Raw genomic sequence first — 22,471 nt, 5'->3', positions numbered from 1 at the left:
GTGGGGTGATCGCGATGGCGACACAGCAAGGCGCCCTCGGTCGCGGCCTGGCCGCGCAAGCCGATTCCGCCGATCAGCGATATCGAGCGGCCAATTTCGTCAAGAGATCCATCAACAAGGTCTTCCCGACGCACTGGTCGTTCCTGCTCGGTGAGATCGCGCTGTACAGCTTCATCATCCTGCTGCTGTCGGGGGTGTATCTGACGCTGTTCTTCGACCCGTCGATGACGGAGGTGGTCTACAACGGCACGTACCAGCCGCTGCGCGGGGTGACCATGTCGCGCGCCTACGAGTCGGCGCTGCAGATCACCTTCGATGTGCGCGGCGGGCTGTTCGTGCGGCAGGTACACCATTGGGCCGCACTGCTTTTCGCGGCGTCGATGATCGTGCACCTGTGCCGGATCTTCTTCACCGGCGCGTTCCGCAAACCGCGCGAAGCGAACTGGGTGATCGGCTCGATCCTGCTGATCATCGCGATGTTCGAGGGCTTCTTCGGCTACTCGCTGCCCGACGATCTGCTCTCCGGCACGGGCCTGCGCGCGGCGTTCGCGGGCATCACGATGAGCATCCCGGTGATCGGCACCTGGACGCACTGGCTGATGTTCGGCGGCGACTTCCCGGGCGACATCATCATTCCGCGCCTGTACGTCGCGCACGTGCTGCTGTTCCCCGGCATCATGCTGGCCCTGATCGCCGCCCACATCGCCCTGGTCTGGTATCAGAAACACACCCAGTACCCCGGACCGGCGCGCACCGAGAAGAACGTCGTCGGCACCCGCATCGTGCCGGTGTTCTCGCTGGATCAGGGCGCGTTCTTCATGTTCACGCTCGGCGTGCTGGCGATCATGGGCGGGGTGCTGCAGATCAATCCGATCTGGAATCTGGGGCCCTACAACCCCTCTCAGGTGTCGGCGGGTACTCAGCCCGACTTCTACCTGATGTGGACCGACGGCTTCCTGCGGCTGTTCCCGGCCTGGGAGCTGTACATCTTCGGGCACACGGTGCCGGGCGCGTTCTCGGTGGCGATCCTGATGCCGCTGATCTTCGTCGCCCTGATCGCCTATCCGTGGATCGAGAAGCGGCTCACCAAGGACTACGCGCGCCACAACCTGCTGCAGCGCCCCCGCGACGTGCCCGTGCGCACGGCGATCGGCGCCATGTCGCTGGCCTTCTACGTGACGCTCACCCTGGCCTGCGTCAACGACATCATCGCGTTCCAGTTCGACATCTCCCTGAACGCGACGACCTGGTTCTTCCGCATCGCCCTGCTCCTCGCGCCGCCGCTGGCCTACCTCGCGGCCTACCGGCTGTGCCTGGCCCTGCAGCGCAGCGACCGCAGCGTACTCGAGCACGGCATCGAGACCGGCGTGGTCCGGCGCCTGCCGCACGGTGAGTACATCGAACTGCACCAGCCGCTGGGCCCGGTCGACGAGCACGGGCACCCGATTCCGCTGCCGTATCAGGGCGCACCGGTGCCGAAGAAGCTGAATCGGCTCGGCCTGTCCGGCAAACCCGGCAGCGGCGCCTTCCTGCGCGCCGATCCGCCGCCGGAGATCGAGCAGCTGCGCGCCACCGAGCGCGAACAGGAGCACGAGCAGCTGGCGGTGCTGCGGCGGTATCAGGAGAACGAGAACCGACACGGGTAACCCGGAATCGCGAAGGCCCCGAGTCGCGTCGACCCGGGGCCCGTGCTCACCTCGTTCGGGGCCGCCGATCAGGCCCGCCCGAACTCCTCCGCGCTGATCCGCGTGACAAAGGCATCCCACGCGCCGGGTGTGAAAGCCAACACCGGACCGTGTCCGCGGTCCTTGGTGTCGCGAACTGCAACATTGCCGTCGACTAGAAATGCGACTTCTACGCAGTTTCCATCGGGGCCGCTGTACGTGCTCTTGCGCCACACGGCACCGGTCGAATCCATCTGCACGGCACTGCTCCTTTGCTGCATCGAGAACGAGATAACCCTGGCTTCGCTTTTCTGGTACCGAGATCCCATTTTCATATGGAAACTCGCGATGCGCCTGGCAGTAGCGCGCAACATTGCATTGTGGTGCGTTCGAAGCACCGGTCCGCTCGCGGACACTACGGGGGGATCACCCCCGGCGTGCACATTAGCAGGCCGACGCAATGTGCTGCTGTTTACTTTTCGTTTTCAATCGTGCGTATTTCACTTTATTGCGGACTCGATTAGGGTAGCGAGATAATTGCTGCAACGGCTCGGATGGCATACTGCAAACCTCATGAGAAAAACGAATTCACGTACGGCCGTACGACTGTGCCCGGACCCGCGAATCGCCGCGCCCGCGAAACCGTGGATCATGGAGTGGTGGTCGAACGTGATCGAGACGATGTCGGACGCGCCCGAAATGCCCGCCCCCGGGACCGATTCGGGCGCCCTTTGCCGCCGGGCAGCGTCGGTGTCGAGCGCGTACCCGACGATTTGGACCTTCCGCCCGACGAGACGCTGGACTACGCGCAGCGACTGCTGGACGACGGCCTGGCCTTCAATGCCCACGAAGTCCTCGAGGGCGCGTGGAAGAACGGTCCGTTCGCGGAGCGGATGCTGTGGCAGGGTCTGGCCCAGTACGCGGTCGGCCTCACCCACATCCAGCGCGGCAACCCGAAGGGGGCTCGTACCCTGCTGGAGCGGGCCGTGGGCCGGTTGAGCGCCTACGGACCCACCCCCTACGGCATCGACAGCCCCGGCCTGATCGACCATGCCGAGAGTCTGCTGGCGGATCTGGCGGCCGGCCGCGCGGTCGGCGAGGACCGGTTGCGCCCGCGTCTACGGGCCTGAACGCGACGCGCGCGTGCGACCTACGAAGGACCGACATGTCCACCGATGAGCAGCCGGCCCGGCCGGGGGCGGGCAGGTTCGCGCCGAGCCCGTCGGGCGATCTGCATCTGGGCAATCTGCGCACCGCGCTGCTGGCATGGCTGTTCGCGCGGTCGACGGGACGCGCGTTCTATCTGCGCGTCGAGGATCTCGACCGGGTGCGTCCCGGCGCCGCCGAACGCCAGCTCGCCGATCTGTCCGCACTCGGCCTGGACTGGGACCCGCCGGTGCTGTGGCAATCCGAACGGCTGGACCGGCACCGCGCGGCCATCGACACTCTGGCCGCGGCCGGGATGACCTACGAATGTTATTGCACCCGAAGGGAAATCCAGCAGGCGGCGGCAGCGCCGCACGGTCCGCTGGGCGCCTACCCGGGCACCTGCCGCGACCTCACCGCCGCCGAGCGCGCCGCCCGCCGCGCCACCGGCCGCTCCCCGGCGCTCCGTTTACGCTCCGAGACAACCGAATTCGAGATCGAGGACGAATTGCACGGCGTCTACCGGGGTGTGGTGGACGATTTCGTGCTGCGCCGCGGCGACGGCACCCCCGCATACAACCTCGCCGTCGTGGTCGACGATGCCGAACAGGGCATCGACCAGGTGGTGCGCGGGGACGACCTGCTGTCCTCCACTCCGCGCCAGGCCTATCTGGCCACCGTGCTCGGCTTCCCGATACCGCGGTACGCCCACGTGCCGCTGGTGCTCAACCGGGACGGGAAGCGGCTGGCCAAGCGCGACGGCGCGGTCACGCTGGCCGATCGCGCGGCCCTGGGCGAGACACCGCGGGAAGTCGTCGCGCTGCTGGCGAATTCCCTCGGCCGTACCGGTTCCACCCCCGCCGCGCTGCTCGACGGCTTCCGACCCGATACGCTGCCGCGCGAACCATGGACACTCGACCCCGTGAACATGGTGAAATCCGGCGGGAATCCGTAACGTACGCAGAAGCCCGAAGCCACAACCATTCACAAGGACTATTGATGACGAGCGGTGGGTACGACCCCAACCAGTATCCGCAGGGCGGCCAGCCGTATGGCCAGCCGTATCCCCAGGGCGGTGGACAGCAGTATCCGCAAGGCGGCCAGCAATATCCGGGTCAGGAGCAGTACGGGCAGCAACAGCCGTACGGCCAGCAGTACCCGCAGGGCGGCCAGCCCCAATACGGCCAGCAGTACCCGCAGGGCGGGCAGCCGCAGTACGGCCAGCAGGAGCCGTACCCGCAGCAGCCTGGCCAGCCCTACGGCCAGCCCGGCCAGCCCTACGGCCAGCAGCCCGGCCAGCCTTACGGTCAGCAGCCCTACGGCCAGCCCCAGTACGGCGCACCGGGCGTCCCGCCGGGCACGGTCCCCGGTGACCTGGGCGTGCGTTTCGGCGCCCGCGTGATCGATGGCTTGATCGTCGGTATCCCGGTCGCGGTCATCTTCTTCTTCCTCGGCAACAGCCTCGCCATCCAGATCGTGCAGGGCATCGTCATGGCGTTGGCGTACGTTGCCTACAACGTGGGACTGGAGACCTCGCAGGGTGCCACGCTCGGCAAGAAGCTGCTCGGCCTGCGGGTGCTCGCCCCGGGTGGCGGCACGCTGGAGGCGGCCGCCTCGTTCAAGCGCAACGTGTGGTACCTGTTCTCGATCATTCCGTGCCTGGGCCCGCTGATCGAACTCGGCATGATCATCTACATCGCCGTGACGATCTCCCAGGACCCCGCCAAGCAGGGCTGGCACGACAAGTTCGCGGGCGGCACGCAGGTCGTCAAGGGCTGACCCGTACGTCGAAACCCGCAATAGCCAAGGGGCGCATCCGGATCCGGATGCGCCCCTTGCCTTGTTCTTGCCTTGTTCCAGGCTCAGCTCGACAGGGCGATGTTGACGACGACCCAGACGATCTGCAGGACGATGGCGACGGCGCCGACCCAGATGCCCGACAGGGCCAGGCCGCGTCCTTCACCGCCGCGCTCCTTGATCTGGTTCAGGGCGATGATGCCCAGGATGATGCCGACGATCGCGCCGATGCAGGTGCACAGGCCGAGGATCGAGGCGATCAGGGAACCGATCGCGAGACCGTTGGTGCCCTGGGCCTGACTCTGGGGATAACCGTAGGGCTGGTAGGCGCCACCGGCCGGATAGCCGTAGGCGGGCTGGCCGTAGGGCTGCTGGGGGTACTGCGGTTGACCGTACTGCTGTGCGCCGGGCTGACCGTACGCTTGCGCACCCGCCTGGCCGTAGGGCTGCTGTGGATAACTCGGGTACTGCTGCTGCGGCGGCGGAGTCACCGGCGGCTGCGCCTGCTGCTGACCCGAGGAGTACCCCGCGGGCGGCGCGGACGGGGGCGGTGGCACCTCGGCATGGCCCCCCGATTCCGACGACACGCCCTCGCCGCCGTATTGCTTCCACCATTCGTCGGAATCGCCGGGATTCGTCATTGGCACAGCCTATTCCACGACGGCTCCGGGCCGGTATCGTCGTCACCTCGTGAGGGATACCAGCGATACCACAGCAGCCGACGGGTCTGGGCGCCCCGCGCCCGCGCACGCAGCATTCGCGCAGGCCGCGGGGGGTCCGTTCACGCTGATCGTGACCTTGTTCACGGCCACCCTGATGATCTCCAACATCTGCGCCACCAAGGGCGTGCAGTTCTTCACCGACCACCAGCTGTCGCTGGGACCGCTGGAGATCCTGCCGATCACCACCGACGGCGCGTTCTTCCTGTTCCCGCTCGCCTACGTCATCGGCGACGTACTGAGCGAGGTGTACGGCTTCCGTGCCATGCGCCGCACCGTCTACTACGGATTCGCCATGCTGCTGCTGATGGTGGTCTGCTTCTGGATCGCCATCGGACTGCCCGCGGCCGGCTTCTACGAAAACCAGAACGCCTTCCGCACGATCGTCGGCACCACCCCGCAACTGGTCGCGGCCGGGCTGGCCGGATTCGTGGTGGGACAGTTCCTCAACTCGGTGACACTGGTGCTGATCAAGGAACGCACCAAGGAAAAGCACCTCTGGGCCCGGCTGCTCGGCTCCACCGTCGCCGGGGAATTCGGTGACACGCTGGTGTTCTGCTCGATCGCGGCGACCGCCATCGGCATCGACACCTGGGGCGCGTTCGTCAACTACGTGATCGTCGGCTTCCTGTGGAAGACCCTGGTCGAGGTGGTGGTGCTGCCGATCAGCTACCGCTGCATCGCGCTGCTGAAGAAGCACGAGCCCACCTACGAACCGCTGGACCGCCCGGCCATCTACAGCTGAGCCCGGCTCTGCCAGCGGCCGAGCGCCTTCGCCTTGAACTCGTCGAAGTAACCGCCGTCGATGCTGGCGCGGATGCGGTCGACCAGACGCACGGTGAAGCGTTCGTTGTGGATTGTGCACAGGGTCGACGCCAGCATCTCCTTCGCCTTGAACAGGTGATGGAGGTAGGCGCGGGTGTAGTGCGCACAGGTGTAGCAATCGCAGGTCTCATCGATGGGGGTGAAGTCGCGGCGGAAGCGGCTGGTGTTGATGTTGAAACGGCCGGTGTCCACATAGATGGCCGCGTTGCGGGCGACCCGCGACGGGTTGACGCAGTCGAAGGTGTCCGCGCCGTTCTCCACCGCGACGAACAGATCCTCCGGCTCGCTGATCCCCAGCAGATGCCGCGGCTTGTCCTCGGGCAGCTCGTCGGCGCACCAGCCGACGATGGTGCCGAGGTTCTGCTTCTCCAGCGCGCCGCCGATGCCGAAGCCGTCGAATTCGGTTCCGGCGCGGCCGCGCATCGCGTCCAGCTCGCGGCAGGCCTTGCGGCGCAGGTCCTCGTACTGCGCACCCTGGATCACCGCGAACAGGGCCTGGTAGGGGCGATGACCGCGGGCCGCGGTGAGCCGCTCGTGCTCATCGATGCAGCGCTGCGCCCACTCGTGTGTGCGCCGCAGCGACTTCTCCTGGTAGCCACGGGTATTGAGCAGGGTGGTGAGCTCATCGAAGGCGAACATGATGTCGGCGCCGAGCCGGTGCTGGATGCCCATCGAAACCTCCGGCGTGAACCGGTGTTTCGAGCCGTCCAGGTGGGAGCGGAAGGTGACGCCGTCGTCGTCGACGACCGCCAGCCGCTCCTTGCCCTTCGCGATCACGTCGTCGTTGCGCACCCCGACGGCGTCCATCGCGAGCACCTTCTTGAACCCGACGCCCAGCGACATCACCTGAAACCCGCCGCTGTCGGTGAAGGTCGGCCCCGGCCAGTTCATGAACCGGCTCAGCCCGCCGGCCTCGTCCACGATGTCGGGCCCGGGCTGCAGGTACAGGTGGTAGGCGTTGGCCAGCAGGGCCTGCGCGCCGAGTTCCGCCATCGTCTCGGGCAGCACGGCCTTCACCGTCGCCTTGGTGCCGACGGGGACGAAGGCCGGGGTCGCGATGTCGCCGTGCGGGGTCGTGATCACGCCGGTTCGCGCGTGCCGGCCCGCCACACGGGTACCGACGGTGAACGAGAACGACGCGGGATCGGGCACGCAGACATAGTGCCAGGCCGCCGCGGGCGCGCTCAGTCGAGGCAGAACTCGTTGCCCTCGGGATCGGCCATCACGATGTGGCCGTATCCGAGCGGGGGTTGCGGTTCGTGCCGCTCGAGCCGTTTCGCGCCGAGTGCGCCGAGCCGCTGCGCCTCCTGCTCGAGTGCGGCCATCCGGGCGTCACCCTCGAGCCCGGGCGCGACGCGCACATCGAGGTGCACGCGGTTCTTGGCCGTCTTGCCCTCCGGCACCCGCTGGAAGAACAGTCGCGGCCCGACACCTTCGGGGTCGCTCAGGGCGGAGGCGTCGTTGCGGCGCTCGGGCGGCACGCCCATCGCCTCCAGGGCTTGGTCCCAGGATTCGAAACCGCCCGGCGGCGGCTGCAACTGGTAGCCGAGGGCCTCGGCCCAGAACGCGGACAGCGCGGCCGGGTCGCCGGCGTCGAAGGTGATCTGGATGTCGCGGGCCATGTCAGCTCGCCTCCTGTCGGATCGGGTGACGGGTGTGCAGGTACAGATCACGCAGCAGGCACACCTCGGAAAGGTGGTGAATCACTTCACGATTGATGTGCAGCACCAGCGTAGCCAGCGGCATGTCGCCATAGGGCCCTTCGGCCTCGCCGCACGGGCGGGCCAGGCCGTCGTCGCCGAGGGATTCGACCCCGGCCAGCCAGGCGGCGTACTCGGAATCGAGCTGGGCCAGCGCCGCGGCGGCGGTCGGGGCGTACTCGAAGGACTGGTAGTCGGTCGGCTCGCCACCGAAGTGCGCGGCGTTGCGCATCGCCAGTACACCGACGATCACGTGACCGAGGCGCCACGCGATGGTCGTGAACGGCGGCGGTTCGGGTGGCGGAAAGGCGAAGTCGATGGTCATCGCGCCGGCTCCGGCCTGTACCGGGGCGGTCCCGGTGCCGCGCGGCCGGACGTTCCAGCAGTCGGGCACGGGCTCCCAGAAGTACTCGTCGTCGGTCAGGCCCTCGAGGCGGGAACGCAGCTGATGGGACCAGTGCCAGCTGAGCTGCTCGCGGAGTAGGGGATTCCAGGTCTGGTCGGTCATGCCCCCAGCCTGCCTCAAATAGCGGACAGATTCGGTCCGTGATCTGTGCGACGATGGCCGCGTGACCGTCGAGGCGACGACCGAGCGCGTACTGCGACTGCTGTCGCTGCTGCAGCGCCGGCCGTCCTGGACCGCCACCGAACTGGCCGCCGAGCTGGGCGTCACCGATCGCTCGGTGCGCCGCGACGTGGAGCGGCTGCGCGCACTCGGCTATCCCGTGCACGCGACGGCCGGGGTCGGCGGCGGCTATCAGCTCGGCGCGGGCACCCGGCTGCCGCCGCTGCTGTTCGACGACGAGGAGGCCATCGCGACCGCGGTGTCACTGCGGCTCGCGGCGGGCGGCACGGTCGCCGGCGCGGGCGAGGCGGCGCTGCGGGCACTGGCCAAGCTGGACCAGGTGATGCCGCCGCGGCTGCGCGCCGAGGTGCGGGCGGTGCACGGCGCAACCGAGACACTGGCCGATCCGGGCGTGGCGATCGACGCGGAATTGCTGGTGACGCTCGCCCGCGCCCGGCGCGACGCGGTGCGGGTGCGCTTCCGCTACGCCGGGCGCGACGGCGAATCGCGCGAGCGCACGGTCGAGCCGGTGCGCATGGTCACCACGGGCCGCCGCTGGTACCTGATGGCCTGGGACGTCGACCGCGACGACTGGCGCACCTTCCGCCTCGACCGCATGCGCGATCTGGAGGCGACCACCTGGCGCTTCCGCCCGCGCGACCACCCGGACCCGGCCGCCTACGTCCAGCGGGCCGTCACCGAGGCGCCCTACCGGCACCTCGCCCGAATTCGGTTGCGGGCCAGGCCCGAACAGGTGCGTGAACTCGTACCCCCGCAGGTGGGCCGGGTGGAACAGGACCGGGACGGGTGGTGCGTACTCGTCGTCGCAGGCGAGAACCTGGACCAGATCGCCGTGCAGACCGCGTGGCTCGGATTCGAGGCACAGGTACTCGAACCACCCGAACTGCGAACGGCCGCAACCGAACTCGCGAACCGGCTCGCCGCGATGGCCGAACCGGTGGACCGGTCCGACTAGACGATGTCGACGGATTCCTCGTCCACCAGGTCCTGATCGACCGCGGCACCGGCGAATTGGGCGTTGTAGAGCTTGTAGTAGGCGCCGCGGCGGGCCAGCAGCTCGGTGTGGGTGCCGTGCTCGACGATGCGGCCCTTCGCCATCACCACGATCGTGTCGGCGTCGCGGATCGTCGACAGACGGTGCGCGATGACGAAACTCGTGCGGTCGCGCCGCAGTGCCGCCATGGCCTGCTGCACCAGCAGCTCGGTGCGAGTGTCGACCGAACTGGTGGCCTCGTCCAGGATCAGGATGGACGGTTTGGCCAGGAAGGCGCGGGCGATGGTGATGAGCTGCTTCTCGCCCGCGCTGACGCCCGAGCCCTCCTCATCGATCACCGTGTCGTAGCCGTCGGGCAGGGAGTGCACGAACCGGTCGACGTAGGCGGCGCGGGCCGCGGCCACGATCTCGTCCTCGCTCGCCGCGGTGTTGCCGTAGGCGATGTTCTCGCGGATCGTGCCGCCGAACAGCCAGGTGTCCTGCAGCACCATGCCGATGCGGGAGCGCAGATGGTCGCGGGTGATGCGGGTGATGTCGACGCCGTCGATGGTGATCGCGCCGGAATCCAGCTCGTAGAACCGCTCCAGCAGATTCACCAGCGTGGTCTTGCCGGCGCCGGTGGGCCCGACGATGGCGACCACGTGACCGGGCTCGGCCACCAGCGAGAGGTCCTCGATCACCGGCTTGTCCGGCTCGTAGCGGAACGACACCGACTCGAACTCCACCCGGCCGCGGTCCACCGGGCGGGAATCCTCCTCGACCGGATCCGGCACCTGCTCCTCGGCGTCGAGGATTTCGAAGATCCGCTCGGCCGAGGCGACCCCGGACTGCAGCAGGTTGACCATCGAACCGATCTGCGTGAGCGGCTGGCTGAACTGGCGGGAGTACTGGATGAACGCCTGCACCTCACCCAGTGACAGGCCGCCCGAGGCCACCCGCAGACCGCCGACCACCGCGATCAGCACGTAGTTCAGGTTCCCGATGAACATCATCACCGGCATGATCAGCCCGGAGATGAACTGCGCCCGGAAGCTGGACTCGTAGAGCTTGTCGTTGCGCTTGTCGAACTCCCGGCCGACCTCGCTCACCCGGCCGAAGGCCGTGACGATCTCGTGGCCGGTGTAGGCCTCCTCGACCTGCGCGTTCACCAGGCCGGTGTATTTCCACTGATCGATGAAGTGCGGCTTGGACCGCTTGGCGATCTGCGCGGTGACGATCACCGCCGCCGGCACCGTGAGCAACGCGATCAGCGCCAGCAGCGGCGAGATCCAGAACATCATGGCCAGGATGCCGATCACCGACAGCACCGAGATGAGCAGTTGGCTGATGGTCTGATTCAGGCTCTGGGCGATGTTGTCGACATCGTTGGTGACGCGGGAGAGCAGGTCGCCGCGCGGCGTGGAATCGAAGTAGCTCAGCGGCAACCGGTGGATCTTGTCCTCGATATCGCTGCGCAGCCGTTTCACCGTGCGGTTGATGACGAGGTTCAGCAGGTACGCCTGCAGCCAGGTGAACACCGCGGCGCACAGGTAGATCACCAGTACCACCAGCAGCACCCGGCCGACGGCGCCGAAATCGACTCCGGCGCCGGGGATTACGTGCATGCCCGCGAGCATGTCGGCCAGCTTGTCCTGCCCCTGGGCGCGCAGCGACGCGATGGCCTGGTCCTTGGTGAGCCCGGCCGGAAGTTGCTTGCCGACGACGCCGTCGAAGATCAGGTTGGTGGCCTTGCCGAGCAGCTGCGGGCCGAGGACGTTGAGCACCACGGCCGTCACCGCGAGCAGCAGGATCGCGATCAGGTACACCCGCTCCGGCGCGAGGCGGCGCAGCAGGCGTTTCATCGAGGGACCGAACGACTTGGCCCGGGTGTCGGGGGCGCCGGGACCGGGCATGCCGGGCCTCATCGCACCTCCTCCACTCCGAGCTGGGACTCCACGATCTCCCGGTACTCCGGGCAGTCGCGCAGCAGCTGGTCGTGCTTGCCGAGGCCGACCATCGCGCCGTCCTCCAGCACCACGATCTGGTCGGCGTCGCGCACGGTCGTGATGCGCTGGGCCACCGTGATGACCGCGGCCGCGGCCGTCTCGGGCCGCAGCGCCTCGCGCACCCGGGCGTCGGTGGCGACGTCTAGGGCGGAGAAGCAGTCGTCGAACAGGTAGATCTTTGGCTTCTTCACCACCGCGCGGGCGATCGCCAACCGTTGGCGCTGACCACCGGATACGGTGGTACCCCCTTGTGCGACAGGCGTTTCCAGCCCCTGGGGCATCTCGCGGACGAAATCGGCGGCCTGCGCGACCTCGAGCGCGTGCCAGAGTTGTTCGTCGGTGGCCTCCGGGTCGCCGTAGCGCAGGTTGGAGGCGATCGTGCCGGAGAACAGGTATGCCTTCTGCGGGACCAGGCCGATCTGCGAGCGCAGCAGGTCCAGGTCGATGTGGCGGACATCGGTGCCGCCCACGTACACCGCACCGTCGGTCACGTCGATCAGCCGCGGGATGAGATTGATCAGCGTGGTCTTACCGGAACCGGTGGAGCCCACGACGGCGGTGGTCTGCCCCGGCTCCACCCGGAACCGAATGGCCCGCAGCACCGGCTTTTCCGCGCCGGGGAACTTGAATTCGGCGAAGGCCACGTCCACCGAGCCGGGATCGGACGCGAACGGCTGCGGCAACGGCGGCGGCGTCACCGACGAGTCCGTCTCCAGCACCTCGGCGATGCGCTCGGCCGAGACGGCCGCGCGCGGCGCCATCATGGCCAGGAAGGAGGCCATCATGACCGCCATCAGGATCTGCATGATGTAGGAGAGCATCGCGGTCAGCGAACCGATCTGCATCTCCCCCGAGTCGATGGCGTGCCCGCCGAACCAGATCACCGCCACCGTGGTCAAGTTGCTGATCAGCATCACGGCCGGGAACATCAGCGCCATCAGCCGCCCGACGTACAGTGAGGACTCGGTCAGCTCCGAGTTGGCGACGCCGAAACGCCACGTCTCCTGGCGCTCGCGGACGAATGCCCGGACCACCCGGATGCCCGTGATCTGTTCGCGCAGTACGCGATTCACCGCGTCGATGCGCTCCTGCATGCGGCGGAAGCCGGGCACCATGCGGGAGATGATCACGGCCATGGTCAGCCCGAGCGCCGGGACCGCGATCAGCAGCAGCCAGGACAGGCCCAGATCCTGCCGCAGCGCCATGACGATGCCGCCGACACACATGATCGGGGCCATCACCAGAATGGTCGCGCTCATCACGATCAGCAGTTGGACCTGCTGGACGTCATTGGTGTTGCGGGTGATCAGCGACGGCGCGCCGAAGATGCCGACCTCGCGCGCGGAGAAGGTGGAGACCCGATGCAGCAGGGCCGCACGCACATCCCGGCCCGCGCCCATCGCCGCCTGCGCGCCGAGATACACCGAATAGGCCGAGGCGATGATCTGCACGGCCGTGACCACCAGCATCCACAGCCCGGTATGCCAGATGTAGCCGATATCGCCCTTGGTGACGCCGTTGTCGATGATGTCGGCGTTCAGGCTGGGCAGGTACAGCATCGCGATCACCGAGATCAGTTGCAGCACGACGACCCCCGCCAGCTGGGTGCGGTAGGGGCGCATGAACTCGCGCAGCAGTCTGATCAGCATGATGCGTGCAGGCTACCGTCTCCGACCGACAGCCGCCCCCACCATTTCGCCCGACACGGTGGCTGTCCGCTCGGCGGGCACGGCCTCACGCGGCGGGTCCCGGCCGCCGCGCCCAGGCGCCGGGATCGCTGGTCAGCTCGCCGACGAAGGCCGGTAACTCGCCGGCGGCGAGCTGCGCGATCGAGACCCGCTCCAGCACCGCGCGGATGTTGACCCGCAGCGCGATCCACACGTGCTGCAGCGATTCGGCGGCGCCCGGATAGCGCACGTCCTCGGGCCGCTGCCCGCGCACCGAGGCCAGCGGGCCCTCGACCGCGCGGATGACGTCGGCCACGGTGATCTCCGCGGCCGGTCGCGCCAGCCGGTAACCACCGTCGGGACCGCGCCGGCTGGTCACCAGGCCGGCCCGCCGCAGTTCGGCGGCGGTGGACTCGAGGATCTTGGGCGGGATGGACTGGGCGGCGGAGATGGTGTCGGCCTTGACCGAATCCGACTGCGCGCGAGCGATTTCCAACAGGATCCGGACCGCGTAGTCGACCCTAGCGCTGATGTGCACGGCCGCTCCCCGCGCCGGGACCGCCGACGGCGACCACCGCCGCGCCGCCACCAGCCTCGTACCCGCCCCCTACCCCTGCCGCACCACCCACACCGGCCTCATAACCAGCCGCCACACCTGCCGGGCCACTCACACCGGCCTCATAACCAGCCGCCACGCCTGCCGCACCACCCGCACCGGCCTCATAACCAGCCGCCGCACCTGCCGCACCACCCACACCGGTCTCGTAATGGGTAACCGGGCCGGACAGCGGCGGAGGAGGCGCGCTCCCGTCGACGCCCAGGACCCCGAACGCGGCGTTCAGCAGCACGCGCTCGATCAACTCGTCCCCGGTGTCGGGGCTCAGCTCCTTGGACCACAGCGCCGCGCCGAGCACCTCGAGCGCCGCGCTGGCCCGAAGTCTCTGTTCCGGCGTGGGATTCGCCCCGGACAACCAGTCGCACAACCGGCGATGCATATCGATCATGTCGGGATACCGGTCGCCGATCGCGTTGATGATCGCGACGGTGTCCCGCACGCACATCGCGCCCGCGGTCCGGTGGCGCAACAGCGCGTGCAATTGCCTGGTGAGCACCTCGCGCACGGTGTCGGGACCGTAGGGCACCCGGTCCAGCTCGGCCACAACGGCATTGAGATCGTCGAAGATCGGCTCGATGATGGCGAGCAGCAGATCCTTCTTCGAGGCGTAGTGATAGTAGAGCGACGCTTTTGTGATTCCTACCGCATCCGCGACCTCGCGCAGGCTCGCGTGATCGAATCCTTTGCTCGAGAAAAGCCGGATCGCAGCGTCCCGGATCGCATCCTTGGTGCTTCCACCTGCGACTACGGCCCCGGATGTACTACGGGCTCTCATGGGATGATCCTCTCATCACGATCCGGTTCGGCGGGTGAAGCCCCCGAAATTGAGGTTGTTCCTCCGCTTACCGCTCGGTAGTCTACCTACCGCACGGTAGGCAAGGCGTCAGGTGGAGGCGGTTCGCGTTGCAGGGCGGCCGCGAAAGTGCTGTCTACGCGCCTGAAATCAGCACAACCCGGTTATCGCTAGGAGAACCCACTCGTGTCCGTATACCTCTACCGGTGGGGCAAGTTCGCCTTCCGCCGGAAATGGATCGTATTGCCGGTCTGGCTGTTGATATTCCTGCTGATCGGCGGGCTGGGCGTCAGCCTGAAGAAGCAGAGCCAGGACGACTTCAACATGCCCGACCTGCCTTCGCAGCGGGCCACCGACATTCTCGACAAGCAATTCCCCGGCGCCTCGGAGCAGTTCAAGTTCGACGCGGTCACCGGCACCTACGTGGTCGCCGTCGAGAACGGCGGCAAGCTCACCGACCCGGCCAATCACGCCGCGGTCACCGCCCTGATCCAGCGCCTGCACGACCTGCGCATCGTCGACAACACCAAGTTCGACACCGCCCAGAAACCCGCCGATCCGATCGGCGCCGCCTCCGCCATGGGCTGCCTCACCGGCGATCGCACCGACCCCGCGTTCGTCTCCAAATGCGGTCTCGCACCGCTGAACGTGCTGGGCGAGAACAACGCCGACACGGTCGCCTACATTCAGGTGCCCTTCTCGATCAAGTCCTTCTCCGACGTCACCGCGGCCGACCGCGAGGCGGCCTACAACGTGGCGAACGAGGCGCGCGGTGTCGGGCTCACGGTCGAGCTGAGCGGCAGCATCGCGCAGGAGGGCATGACCTCCAGCGGCAAGGCCGAAATGATCGGCTACGCGGTCGCTTTCATCGTGATGATGGTCGCCTTCGGCGCGCTGATCGCCGCGTTCGTGCCGATCCTCACCGGCATCGTCGGCGTCGGCTCGGCCTCGGCGCTGATCATGGCGGGCACCTCGGTGGTGAACATCCCGAACTTCACCATGATCCTGGCGTCGATGATCGGCATCGCGCTGTCCATCGACTACGCGCTGTTCATCGTCTCGCGCTACAAGAGCGAACTGGCGGTACAGGATTCGCCCGAGGAGGCGGCCGGCATCGCGATCGGCACGGCGGGTTCCGCGGTGGTGTTCGCCGGGCTGACCGTGATCATCGCGCTGTGCGGGCTGAGCATCGTCGGCGTCAGCTTCCTGACCTGGATGGGTCTGGGCGGCGCGCTGGCGGCGGCGTTCGCCATCCTGGTCGCGCTGACCCTGCTGCCCGCGCTGATGGGCGCGTTCGGCCGGTTCCTGTTCAAGCCGAAGCTGCCGGTGGTAGCCAAGCACAACCCCGAGGACGACAACTCGGTCACCAACGGCAAGCGGTTCGCCCGGCTGATCGGCCGGGCCCCGGCCGTGACGCTGGCGCTGAGCGTCGTGGTGCTGGGCCTGCTGGCCGCGCCCGCGGTCAACCTCAGCCTCGGCCTGCCCGGTGAGGACAGCCAGCCCAAGACCAGCACCATCCGCAAGGCCTACGACCTGCGCACCGCGGGCTTCGGCGAGGGCAGCAACGGCATCCTGACCGTCGTCGCGGACCTCACCGATGTCGCCCCGGCACAGCGGCAGGCGGCGGTGACCGCGCTGCGCGACAAGCTGGCCGGTTACCAGGGCATGGACTTCGTCACCGCGGCGTCGACCAACGCGTTCGACGCGAACAAGGCGCCCGACTGGGAGCGCAGCACCGGCGCGCAACTGCTGGCCGTGCCCGAGACAGGCCCGAACGACGAAGCGACGCAAGACCTGGTGAAGCACGCCCGCGAGGCCGAGGCGGACTTCAAGTCGCAGTACGGCATGGAGTACGGCATCACCGGCACCACGGCCATCTACGCCGATGTGTCCAATGCCCTGCTCGGCAAGATCCTGCCGTACATGACGATCGTCGCCCTCGCGGCATTCGTCCTGCTGGTGCTGGTCTTCCGGTCGATTTTGGTGCCACTGACCGCCGCGCTGGGCTTCCTGCTCTCGATGGCGGCGACCTTCGGCGCGACCGTGCTGGTGTTCCAGCAGGACAAGCTGGGCCTGATCGGTGAACAGCATCCGATCGTGAGCTTCCTGCCGATCGTGTTGATCGGCTTGGTATTCGGCCTGGCGATGGACTACCAGGTGTTCCTGGTGACCCGCATGCGCGAGGAGTATGTGCACGGCAAGTCGCCGAAGGAGGCGATGATCTCCGGGTACCACCACGGCGCCCGGGTGGTGGCCTCGGCCGCGATCATCATGATCTCGGTGTTCGGCGGCTTCATCCTGGAGACCGACGTCACCGCGAAGTCCATGGGCTTCGCGCTGGCCGCGGGCGTGCTGTTCGACGCCTTCATCGTCCGGATGGTGCTCATTCCCTCGCTGCTGGTGCTGCTGGGCAAGTGGGCCTGGTGGATGCCGAAGTGGCTGGACCGCATCCTGCCCAACGTCGACGTCGAGGGCGCCGAGCTGCGCGAACTGCAGCGACGCGAGCGCGAGGCCGCGGCGGAGCGGGAGCCGGTTCCGGTCGGCTGAGCATCGCCGCACACATCGCATCGTCGGCCCTCGATCCTTTCCGGATCGGGGGCCGACGGCATTCCGGGCCGCCGCCCTTGATCTTGTAGCAACTACACAGCAGACTCGTACCAATTGTTCTCCAGCTACTGTCCCGCATCCCGGTTCGACAAGCACGGCCCACAGACCGCAAGGAGACGCTCGTGTCCGTATATCTGTACCGGTGGGGCAGGTTCGCGTTCCGCCGCAAGTGGATCGTCCTACCCGTATGGATCCTGCTGTTCATCGTGATCGGCGGGCTCGGGAGCCAGCTCAGCAAGCCGATGAGCAACGATTTCAATATCCCGAACCTGCCCTCGGAGCGGGCCACCAAGATTCTCGACCAGCACTTCCCCGGCATGTCCGAGGCGTTCCAGTTCGACGCGGTCACCGGCACCTATGTCATCGCCGCGCCCGCGGGGCAGAAGCTGACCGACCCGGGCAACCACGCCGCGATCCAGCAGTTGATCACCGATCTCGGCACGCTCGGCATCGTCGATCACAGCACGCCGCTGACGGACCCGATCGCCGCCACCGAGCAGCTCGGCTGCCTGGCGCCCGAGCGTGACTCGTCCGAATGCAGTGCCGCGCCGCTGAACGTGCTGAACAAGGAGAACCCGGATTCGGTTGCGATACTGACGGTTCCGTTCACGCTCGAGCAGTTCACCGACGTCACCGAGGCGGACCGCAAGGCCGCCTACGACATCGCCGACCACGCCCGCGCTGCCGGGCTCACCGTCGAACTCGACGGCACCATCGCGATGGAACAGCAACAGCCTAGCGGCAAGTCGGAGATGATCGGCATGGGCTTCGCGCTGATCGTGATGATCGTGGCGTTCGGGGCGATCGTCGCGGCATTCGTGCCGATCATCACCGCGATCGTCGGGCTGGGCGTCACCATGTCGGTGATCATGCTGGGCACCTCGGTCGTGGAGATCCCGAGCTTCACCACCTTCCTGGCCTCCATGATCGGCATCGCGCTGTCCATCGACTACGCGCTGTTCATCGTCTCGCGCTACAAACACGAACTGGCCGTGCAGGATTCGCCCGAATCGGCGGCGGGCACCGCGCTCGGGACGGCCGGGGCGGCGGTCGTGTTCGCGGGCGGGACGGTGATCATCGCGCTGGTCGGGCTGGCGATCGTGGGCATCCGCTTCCTGACCTTCATGGGTCTGGGCGGCGCGCTGGCGGCGGCGTTCGCGGTCCTCACCGCCATCACGCTGATGCCCGCGCTGCTGGGCGCGTTCGGGCGGTTCCTGTTCAAGCCGAAGCTGCCGGTGATCGCCCAGCACGATCCTGAGGACGACGACTCGGTCACCAACGGCACGCGGGCGGCGCGGCTGATCGGCAAGGCGCCGGCCATCACACTGGTGCTCAGCATCGTGGTACTCGCACTCGCCGCCGGGCCCGCGACGCACCTGCAACTCGGGCTGCCGGGCGAGGACAGCATGCCGAAGGACACCACCATCCGCAAGGCCTACGACCTGCGCACCGAGGGATTCGGCGAGGGCAGCAACGGCAAGCTGATGGTGGTCGCCGAGCTCGGCGACGTCGCGCCCGAGCAGCGGCCCGCCGCGGTGCGGGCACTGCGCGACACGCTGGCCGGATACTCCGACATGGACTACGTCACCGAGCCGCAGCTGAGCCAGGACGGCGCGGGCGCGCTGCTCAACGCCGTACCCAAGACCGGTCCGAACAACCAGGACACCAAGGATCTGGTGCGCGATGCCCGCGATGCCGAGGCGGGGTTGCAGGAGCGATACGGCATCGAATACGGCATCACCGGGACCACGGCCATCTACGCCGATGTCGACCACGCGCTGCTGAGCAAGATCGTGCCGTATCTGGCGATCGTCGCCGGGGCCGCGTTCCTGCTGTTGATCGCGGTGTTCCGCTCGGTGCTGGTGCCGCTGACCGCGGCGCTGGGCTTCCTGTTGTCGATGGCGGCCACCTTCGGCGCGACCGTACTGATATTCCAGGACGGCGCGCTCGGGCTGGTCGACGAACCACGGCCGATCGTGAGTTTCCTGCCGATCATGTTGATCGGCTTGGTATTCGGGCTCGCGATGGACTACCAGGTATTCCTGGTGACCCGCATGCGCGAGGAGTACGTGCACGGCGAGCCGCCGACGGAGGCGGTGATCAAGGGCTACCACCACGGCGCCCGTGTCGTCACCTCCGCCGCCGTCATCATGATCTTCGTGTTCGGCTCGTTCATCCTGGAATCCGACACGACCGCCAAATCGATGGGCTTCGCGCTGGCCGCGGGCGTGCTGTTCGACGCCTTCCTCGTCCGGATGGTGCTCATCCCCTCGCTGCTGATCCTGATGGGCAAGTGGGCGTGGTGGATTCCCAACTGGCTCAGCAAGATCGTGCCGGACATCGATGTCGAAGGGGCACGGTTGAAGGAGTTGAACCGGGCGCACGAGGCCGAACCGACTGTGCCGGTGCGGTAATCGGCCGCCGTCACCTGAAAAGCCGTGGGCTCCAATCGGTTACGGCTGGAGCCCACGGCCTGTTCGTACGAGACGATTCGCGTGCGCCCGCTCGTCCGGTGGGACGATCTCCGGCGCACGTACGGCTCAGCCGAGCTGGGGCGCGACCTCGGCCGCTACCAACTCCAGGTGCTCGAGGTCGGACAGGTCCAGGGTTTGCAGGTAGAGCCGGGTAATCCCGGTGGCCTCGCGGTAGCGGCCGATCTTGTCGACCACCTCCGCCGGAGTTCCGGCCAGGCCGTTGCGCCGCAGCTCGTCGACCTCCCGGCCGATGGCGGCGGCCCGGCGGGCCACCTCGGCGTCGTCACGACCCACACACAGCACCTGCGCGGCGGAGCGGGTGATCTCGGCCGGGTCGCGGCCGATCTCCCGCGACGCCGCGGCCACGCGCTCGAATTGCGCTGTGGCCGTGGCGGAGTCGACGAACGGCAGGTTGAACTCCTGGGCGAAGCGGGCAGCCAGCTCCGGAGTGCGCTTCTTGCCCATGCCGCCGATGATCACCGGCGGTCCGGGTCGCTGCGCGGGCTTGGGCAGCGCCGGGGAGTTCTCCAGTGTGTAGTGCTTGCCGAGGTAGTCGAAGGTCTCGCCCTCGACGGTCGCCCACAGGCCCGTGATCACCTCGAGCTGCTCGGAGTACCGGTCGAACCGCTCCGCCACCTCCGGCAGCGCGATGCCGTAGGCCCGGTGCTCCTGTTCGAACCAGCCCGCGCCGAAACCGAATTCGACTCGGCCGCCGGACATTTCGTCCACCTGCGCCACCGAGATCGCCAACACCGACGGGTGCCGGAAGGTGGCGGCGGTGACCAGCGTGCCGAGCCGGATGCGCGAGGTCTCCCGCGCCAGCCCCGCCAGAGTGATCCACGCGTCGGTGGGCCCGGGCAGACCCGAGACCTCGCCCATCTTCAGGTAGTGGTCGGACCGGAAGAACGCGTCGAAGCCCGCGTCCTCGGTCGTCTTCGCCACACGCAGAAGATCGTCGTAGGTTGCGCCTTGCTGAGGTTCGGTGAAGATCCGTAGGTCCACGGCCTCCAACGTACCGGTCAGGTGATCGTGCAGCCGGTCACCGGCTTGTCGGCGAGGCGGTCGAGCAGGTAGGTGACCGCGTTGTCGGGGCCGAAGCCGTCGATCAGCTCCGGGCCGAAGTGGTTGGGGATGGTGGCACCGGGGAGGATCGGCGGCAGTTCGTCGGTGCGGAAGGTGACCGTGGCACCCTTGGCGCACCATTCCTCGGCGAGGTGACGGGCTTGGCCGTAGGGCACGGTGTCGTCGTTGCGGCCGCTGGTGATGAGCACCGGGGTGGCCGGGGTCAGGCTGCCGACGCGCAGTTCGGCGAGCACGGGCGCCGCCTCGGGAATGGCCTGCAGATGGGCGGTGAGGGAGCGGCCGTCGTTGGTCAGCGAACTGGTCCGCAGGAACGGGTGTCGGACGATGATGTCGCCGATGCATTCGTTGCTCAGCGTGTCGAGCATGGCGCGACCGGCCGGACTGGTCACGCGGTCGACCGCCTTCTGCAATTCCGGGTAGCGGGCGAGCATGCCGTTGACGGCGAACCCGATGGCTCCCGAGATGAGCGAGCCATCGATGCGCTCGAGGATCGCGGCGAGGTCGGCGACCGGGCCACCCGCCCAGGTGCCCTTGAGGTTCAGCTCGGGGGCGTACTGCGGCTGCATCTCCGCGGCGGCCGCGGTCGCGCCGCCGCCCTGCGAATAGCCCCACAGCACCAGCGGCGTCTCCGGTCCGATTCCGGCCAGATTGCCGGCGGCACGCGCACCGTCGAGCACGGCGTGGGCTTCCTCGATCCGGTTCGCGTAGGTGTGGATGCCCGGTGTGCCCAGACCCACGTAGTCGGTGACCAGGACACGGGCGCCCAGCGCGCTCCACGCCGCCGCCGCGGGCGCTTCCTGATTCGCCGACAGCGACACCGCGGGGTCGGCGGTCAATGTCACCCCGGTCGCGAACGCCTGCGACATCGCGCAGTTGTCCCCCTGCCCCGAGGTGCCGGGCGCGATGACCACGGTCGGGCGCGGCCCGGCGCCCTGCCAGGGACCGGCGGCATCGATGAACGTGCCGGTCACCGCCGTCGGGGAGCCGTCCTGCAGCCGGGTGGTGTACATGACCTGCTGGGCGGCGACGGGCCAGCGGCCCGCGGTGGGCGGAGCCGCGAACACGGTCATCGGCTGCGCCTTGACGATCGCGCCCGGTTCGGACGGAATCTGCGCGGGCGGCGTATGGAACCCGCCCGCCGGTTCCGCCGCCGCCTCCCGCGCGTCCATCACACCGGCCGCCGCGACAACCGAACAAGCCGCGGTCAACACCACCGCCGCCCGGGAAGCCCACAGTCGCCACGGCGAACCGACCCGCCCCTGCTGTCGATACATCGATAACTCTCCCGCTGCTTTCCGGCGCCGTCGCCGGAGTGTCCCGAGTCGCATCGCCGCCCGGAACATGGTCCCGGTCACCGCCGACCTACCGGACAGTAACACGGTTACCGGGACTCTGGCCCAGCGCGGTGTCAGATCTGGCCGACACCATGAATTGGCTATCGAACTCATGTTCGAATCGGAGTAGGCTGGCGACATGCCTCTCGACCGCCACATCCAGTTCGCGCAGCTGTGGTTGGAGCAGGTGCGCGACCACCTGGCCTCCGCAGCCGCCACCAGTTCCCCCCTGACCGCCGAACAACTCAGCGTGATGTCGGGCAAGGTCACCGAGGGCCTCCGGGTCTTCACCGAACTGGCCGCCACAACCACCAACGAGGTTCCACTCGGCAAAGAAAAACCCCTCACCTGGTCGAGCAGGTGAGGGGTGGGAGCGGTGGCGGAGGGATTTGAACCCTCGGAGGGGGGTTACCCCTCACACGCTTTCGAGGCGTGCTCCTTAGGCCGCTCGGACACGCCACCGCCGGTGACTTTACCGGAA

20 protein-coding genes and 1 tRNA gene are annotated in these 22,471 nt (G+C 67.9%); 9 read left to right on the top strand and 12 right to left on the bottom strand.

The window, feature by feature from the left end:
• Window positions 1-14 precede the first annotated feature (14 nt).
• Window positions 15-1,646 carry a cytochrome bc1 complex cytochrome b subunit gene (gene qcrB, locus NWFMUON74_RS01090; protein WP_187686163.1) on the top strand — a complete coding sequence of 544 codons (1,632 nt, stop codon included), beginning with the start codon at window positions 15-17 and terminating at the stop codon, window positions 1,644-1,646.
• Window positions 1,647-1,714: 68 nt separating this feature from the next.
• Here the strand turns inward: qcrB and NWFMUON74_RS01085 are convergent, their stop codons facing one another.
• Window positions 1,715-1,918 carry a DUF397 domain-containing protein gene (locus NWFMUON74_RS01085; protein ID WP_187688837.1) on the bottom strand — a complete coding sequence of 68 codons (204 nt, stop codon included), beginning with the start codon at window positions 1,916-1,918 and terminating at the stop codon, window positions 1,715-1,717.
• 405 nt (window positions 1,919-2,323) lie between these two features.
• Between NWFMUON74_RS01085 and NWFMUON74_RS01080 the strand changes: the two genes are divergently transcribed.
• From NWFMUON74_RS01080 to NWFMUON74_RS01070, 3 genes are read left to right on the top strand one after another with little or no spacing between them, the layout of a single operon-like run.
• Window positions 2,324-2,794, top strand: a complete 471-nt coding sequence (locus NWFMUON74_RS01080; protein WP_187686162.1) for a DUF309 domain-containing protein — start codon at window positions 2,324-2,326, stop codon at window positions 2,792-2,794.
• A gap of 35 nt (window positions 2,795-2,829) precedes the next feature.
• Window positions 2,830-3,765 carry a tRNA glutamyl-Q(34) synthetase GluQRS gene (gene gluQRS / locus NWFMUON74_RS01075; protein WP_187686161.1) on the top strand — a complete coding sequence of 312 codons (936 nt, stop codon included), beginning with the start codon at window positions 2,830-2,832 and terminating at the stop codon, window positions 3,763-3,765.
• A 44-nt stretch (window positions 3,766-3,809) separates the two neighbouring features.
• The gene (locus NWFMUON74_RS01070) at window positions 3,810-4,589 is read left to right on the top strand and encodes an RDD family protein (RefSeq protein WP_187686160.1); all 780 of its coding nucleotides are present in this window, start codon (window positions 3,810-3,812) and stop codon (window positions 4,587-4,589) included.
• Window positions 4,590-4,672: 83 nt separating this feature from the next.
• Here NWFMUON74_RS01070 and NWFMUON74_RS01065 read toward each other — a convergent pair whose 3' ends face one another.
• Entirely contained in the window at window positions 4,673-5,248 is a 576-nt protein-coding gene (locus tag NWFMUON74_RS01065; RefSeq protein ID WP_187686159.1) for a DUF4190 domain-containing protein, read from the bottom strand.
• Window positions 5,249-5,297: 49 nt separating this feature from the next.
• Between NWFMUON74_RS01065 and NWFMUON74_RS01060 the strand changes: the two genes are divergently transcribed.
• Entirely contained in the window at window positions 5,298-6,071 is a 774-nt protein-coding gene (locus NWFMUON74_RS01060; protein WP_187686158.1) for a queuosine precursor transporter, read from the top strand.
• Here NWFMUON74_RS01060 and tgt read toward each other — a convergent pair.
• Genes tgt through NWFMUON74_RS01045 form a run of 3 tightly spaced genes read right to left on the bottom strand, consistent with a single transcriptional unit; the run spans window position 6,062 to window position 8,359 of the window.
• Entirely contained in the window at window positions 6,062-7,303 is a 1,242-nt protein-coding gene (tgt, locus tag NWFMUON74_RS01055) for a tRNA guanosine(34) transglycosylase Tgt (protein WP_187686157.1), read from the bottom strand. The genes NWFMUON74_RS01060 and tgt overlap by 10 nt on opposite strands.
• A 32-nt stretch (window positions 7,304-7,335) precedes the next feature.
• Window positions 7,336-7,773, bottom strand: a complete 438-nt coding sequence (locus NWFMUON74_RS01050) for a VOC family protein (protein ID WP_187686156.1) — start codon at window positions 7,771-7,773, stop codon at window positions 7,336-7,338.
• Between the two features lies 1 nt (window position 7,774).
• On the bottom strand, window positions 7,775-8,359 hold the full coding sequence (locus tag NWFMUON74_RS01045; RefSeq protein ID WP_187686155.1) for a DinB family protein: 585 nt from the start codon (window positions 8,357-8,359) through the stop codon (window positions 7,775-7,777).
• Window positions 8,360-8,420: 61 nt separating this feature from the next.
• On the opposite strand from NWFMUON74_RS01045, the gene NWFMUON74_RS01040 reads away from it, so the two are divergent.
• Window positions 8,421-9,392 carry a helix-turn-helix transcriptional regulator gene (locus NWFMUON74_RS01040; RefSeq protein WP_187686154.1) on the top strand — a complete coding sequence of 324 codons (972 nt, stop codon included), beginning with the start codon at window positions 8,421-8,423 and terminating at the stop codon, window positions 9,390-9,392.
• Here NWFMUON74_RS01040 and NWFMUON74_RS01035 read toward each other — a convergent pair.
• The 4 genes from NWFMUON74_RS01035 to NWFMUON74_RS01020 form a co-directional block, all read right to left on the bottom strand.
• Window positions 9,389-11,335, bottom strand: a complete 1,947-nt coding sequence (locus NWFMUON74_RS01035) for an ABC transporter ATP-binding protein (protein ID WP_187686153.1) — start codon at window positions 11,333-11,335, stop codon at window positions 9,389-9,391. The two genes, NWFMUON74_RS01040 and NWFMUON74_RS01035, sit on opposite strands and share 4 nt — an antisense overlap.
• Window positions 11,332-13,065 carry an ABC transporter ATP-binding protein gene (locus NWFMUON74_RS01030; protein ID WP_187686152.1) on the bottom strand — a complete coding sequence of 578 codons (1,734 nt, stop codon included), beginning with the start codon at window positions 13,063-13,065 and terminating at the stop codon, window positions 11,332-11,334. The genes NWFMUON74_RS01035 and NWFMUON74_RS01030 overlap by 4 nt, the downstream gene beginning before the upstream one ends.
• Before the next feature lie 85 nt (window positions 13,066-13,150).
• Complete coding sequence (locus tag NWFMUON74_RS01025) at window positions 13,151-13,621, bottom strand: RrF2 family transcriptional regulator (RefSeq protein ID WP_187686151.1); 471 nt, start codon at window positions 13,619-13,621, stop codon at window positions 13,151-13,153.
• Entirely contained in the window at window positions 13,605-14,474 is an 870-nt protein-coding gene (locus tag NWFMUON74_RS01020) for a TetR/AcrR family transcriptional regulator (RefSeq protein ID WP_197986951.1), read from the bottom strand. The genes NWFMUON74_RS01025 and NWFMUON74_RS01020 overlap by 17 nt, the downstream gene beginning before the upstream one ends.
• Before the next feature lie 204 nt (window positions 14,475-14,678).
• Here NWFMUON74_RS01020 and NWFMUON74_RS01015 point away from each other — a divergent pair, with 204 nt between their 5' ends.
• Window positions 14,679-17,039 carry an MMPL family transporter gene (locus NWFMUON74_RS01015; protein ID WP_187686150.1) on the top strand — a complete coding sequence of 787 codons (2,361 nt, stop codon included), beginning with the start codon at window positions 14,679-14,681 and terminating at the stop codon, window positions 17,037-17,039.
• 182 nt (window positions 17,040-17,221) lie between these two features.
• Window positions 17,222-19,513 (top strand): MMPL family transporter, encoded by a 2,292-nt coding sequence (locus tag NWFMUON74_RS01010; protein WP_187686149.1) that lies wholly within the window; start codon window positions 17,222-17,224, stop codon window positions 19,511-19,513.
• Between the two features lie 126 nt (window positions 19,514-19,639).
• On the opposite strand, the gene NWFMUON74_RS01005 is transcribed toward NWFMUON74_RS01010, so the two are convergent.
• Both NWFMUON74_RS01005 and NWFMUON74_RS01000 read right to left on the bottom strand, forming a co-directional pair.
• A complete protein-coding gene (locus NWFMUON74_RS01005; protein ID WP_187686148.1) occupies window positions 19,640-20,575 on the bottom strand; it encodes an LLM class F420-dependent oxidoreductase in 936 nt (311 codons plus the stop codon).
• Between the two features lie 17 nt (window positions 20,576-20,592).
• Window positions 20,593-21,930 (bottom strand): lipase family protein, encoded by a 1,338-nt coding sequence (locus tag NWFMUON74_RS01000; protein WP_187686147.1) that lies wholly within the window; start codon window positions 21,928-21,930, stop codon window positions 20,593-20,595.
• Between the two features lie 199 nt (window positions 21,931-22,129).
• On the opposite strand from NWFMUON74_RS01000, the gene NWFMUON74_RS00995 reads away from it, so the two are divergent.
• Complete coding sequence (locus NWFMUON74_RS00995; protein ID WP_187686146.1) at window positions 22,130-22,354, top strand: DUF6374 family protein; 225 nt, start codon at window positions 22,130-22,132, stop codon at window positions 22,352-22,354.
• A 10-nt stretch (window positions 22,355-22,364) separates the two neighbouring features.
• On the opposite strand, the gene NWFMUON74_RS00990 is transcribed toward NWFMUON74_RS00995, so the two are convergent.
• Window positions 22,365-22,452, bottom strand: a tRNA-Ser gene (locus NWFMUON74_RS00990).
• Between the last annotated feature and the right edge of the window lie 19 nt (window positions 22,453-22,471).

Source organism: Nocardia wallacei, assembly GCF_014466955.1.
Lineage (GTDB): Bacteria > Actinomycetota > Actinomycetes > Mycobacteriales > Mycobacteriaceae > Nocardia > Nocardia wallacei.
This window is presented reverse-complemented; position numbering and strand designations above follow the sequence as displayed.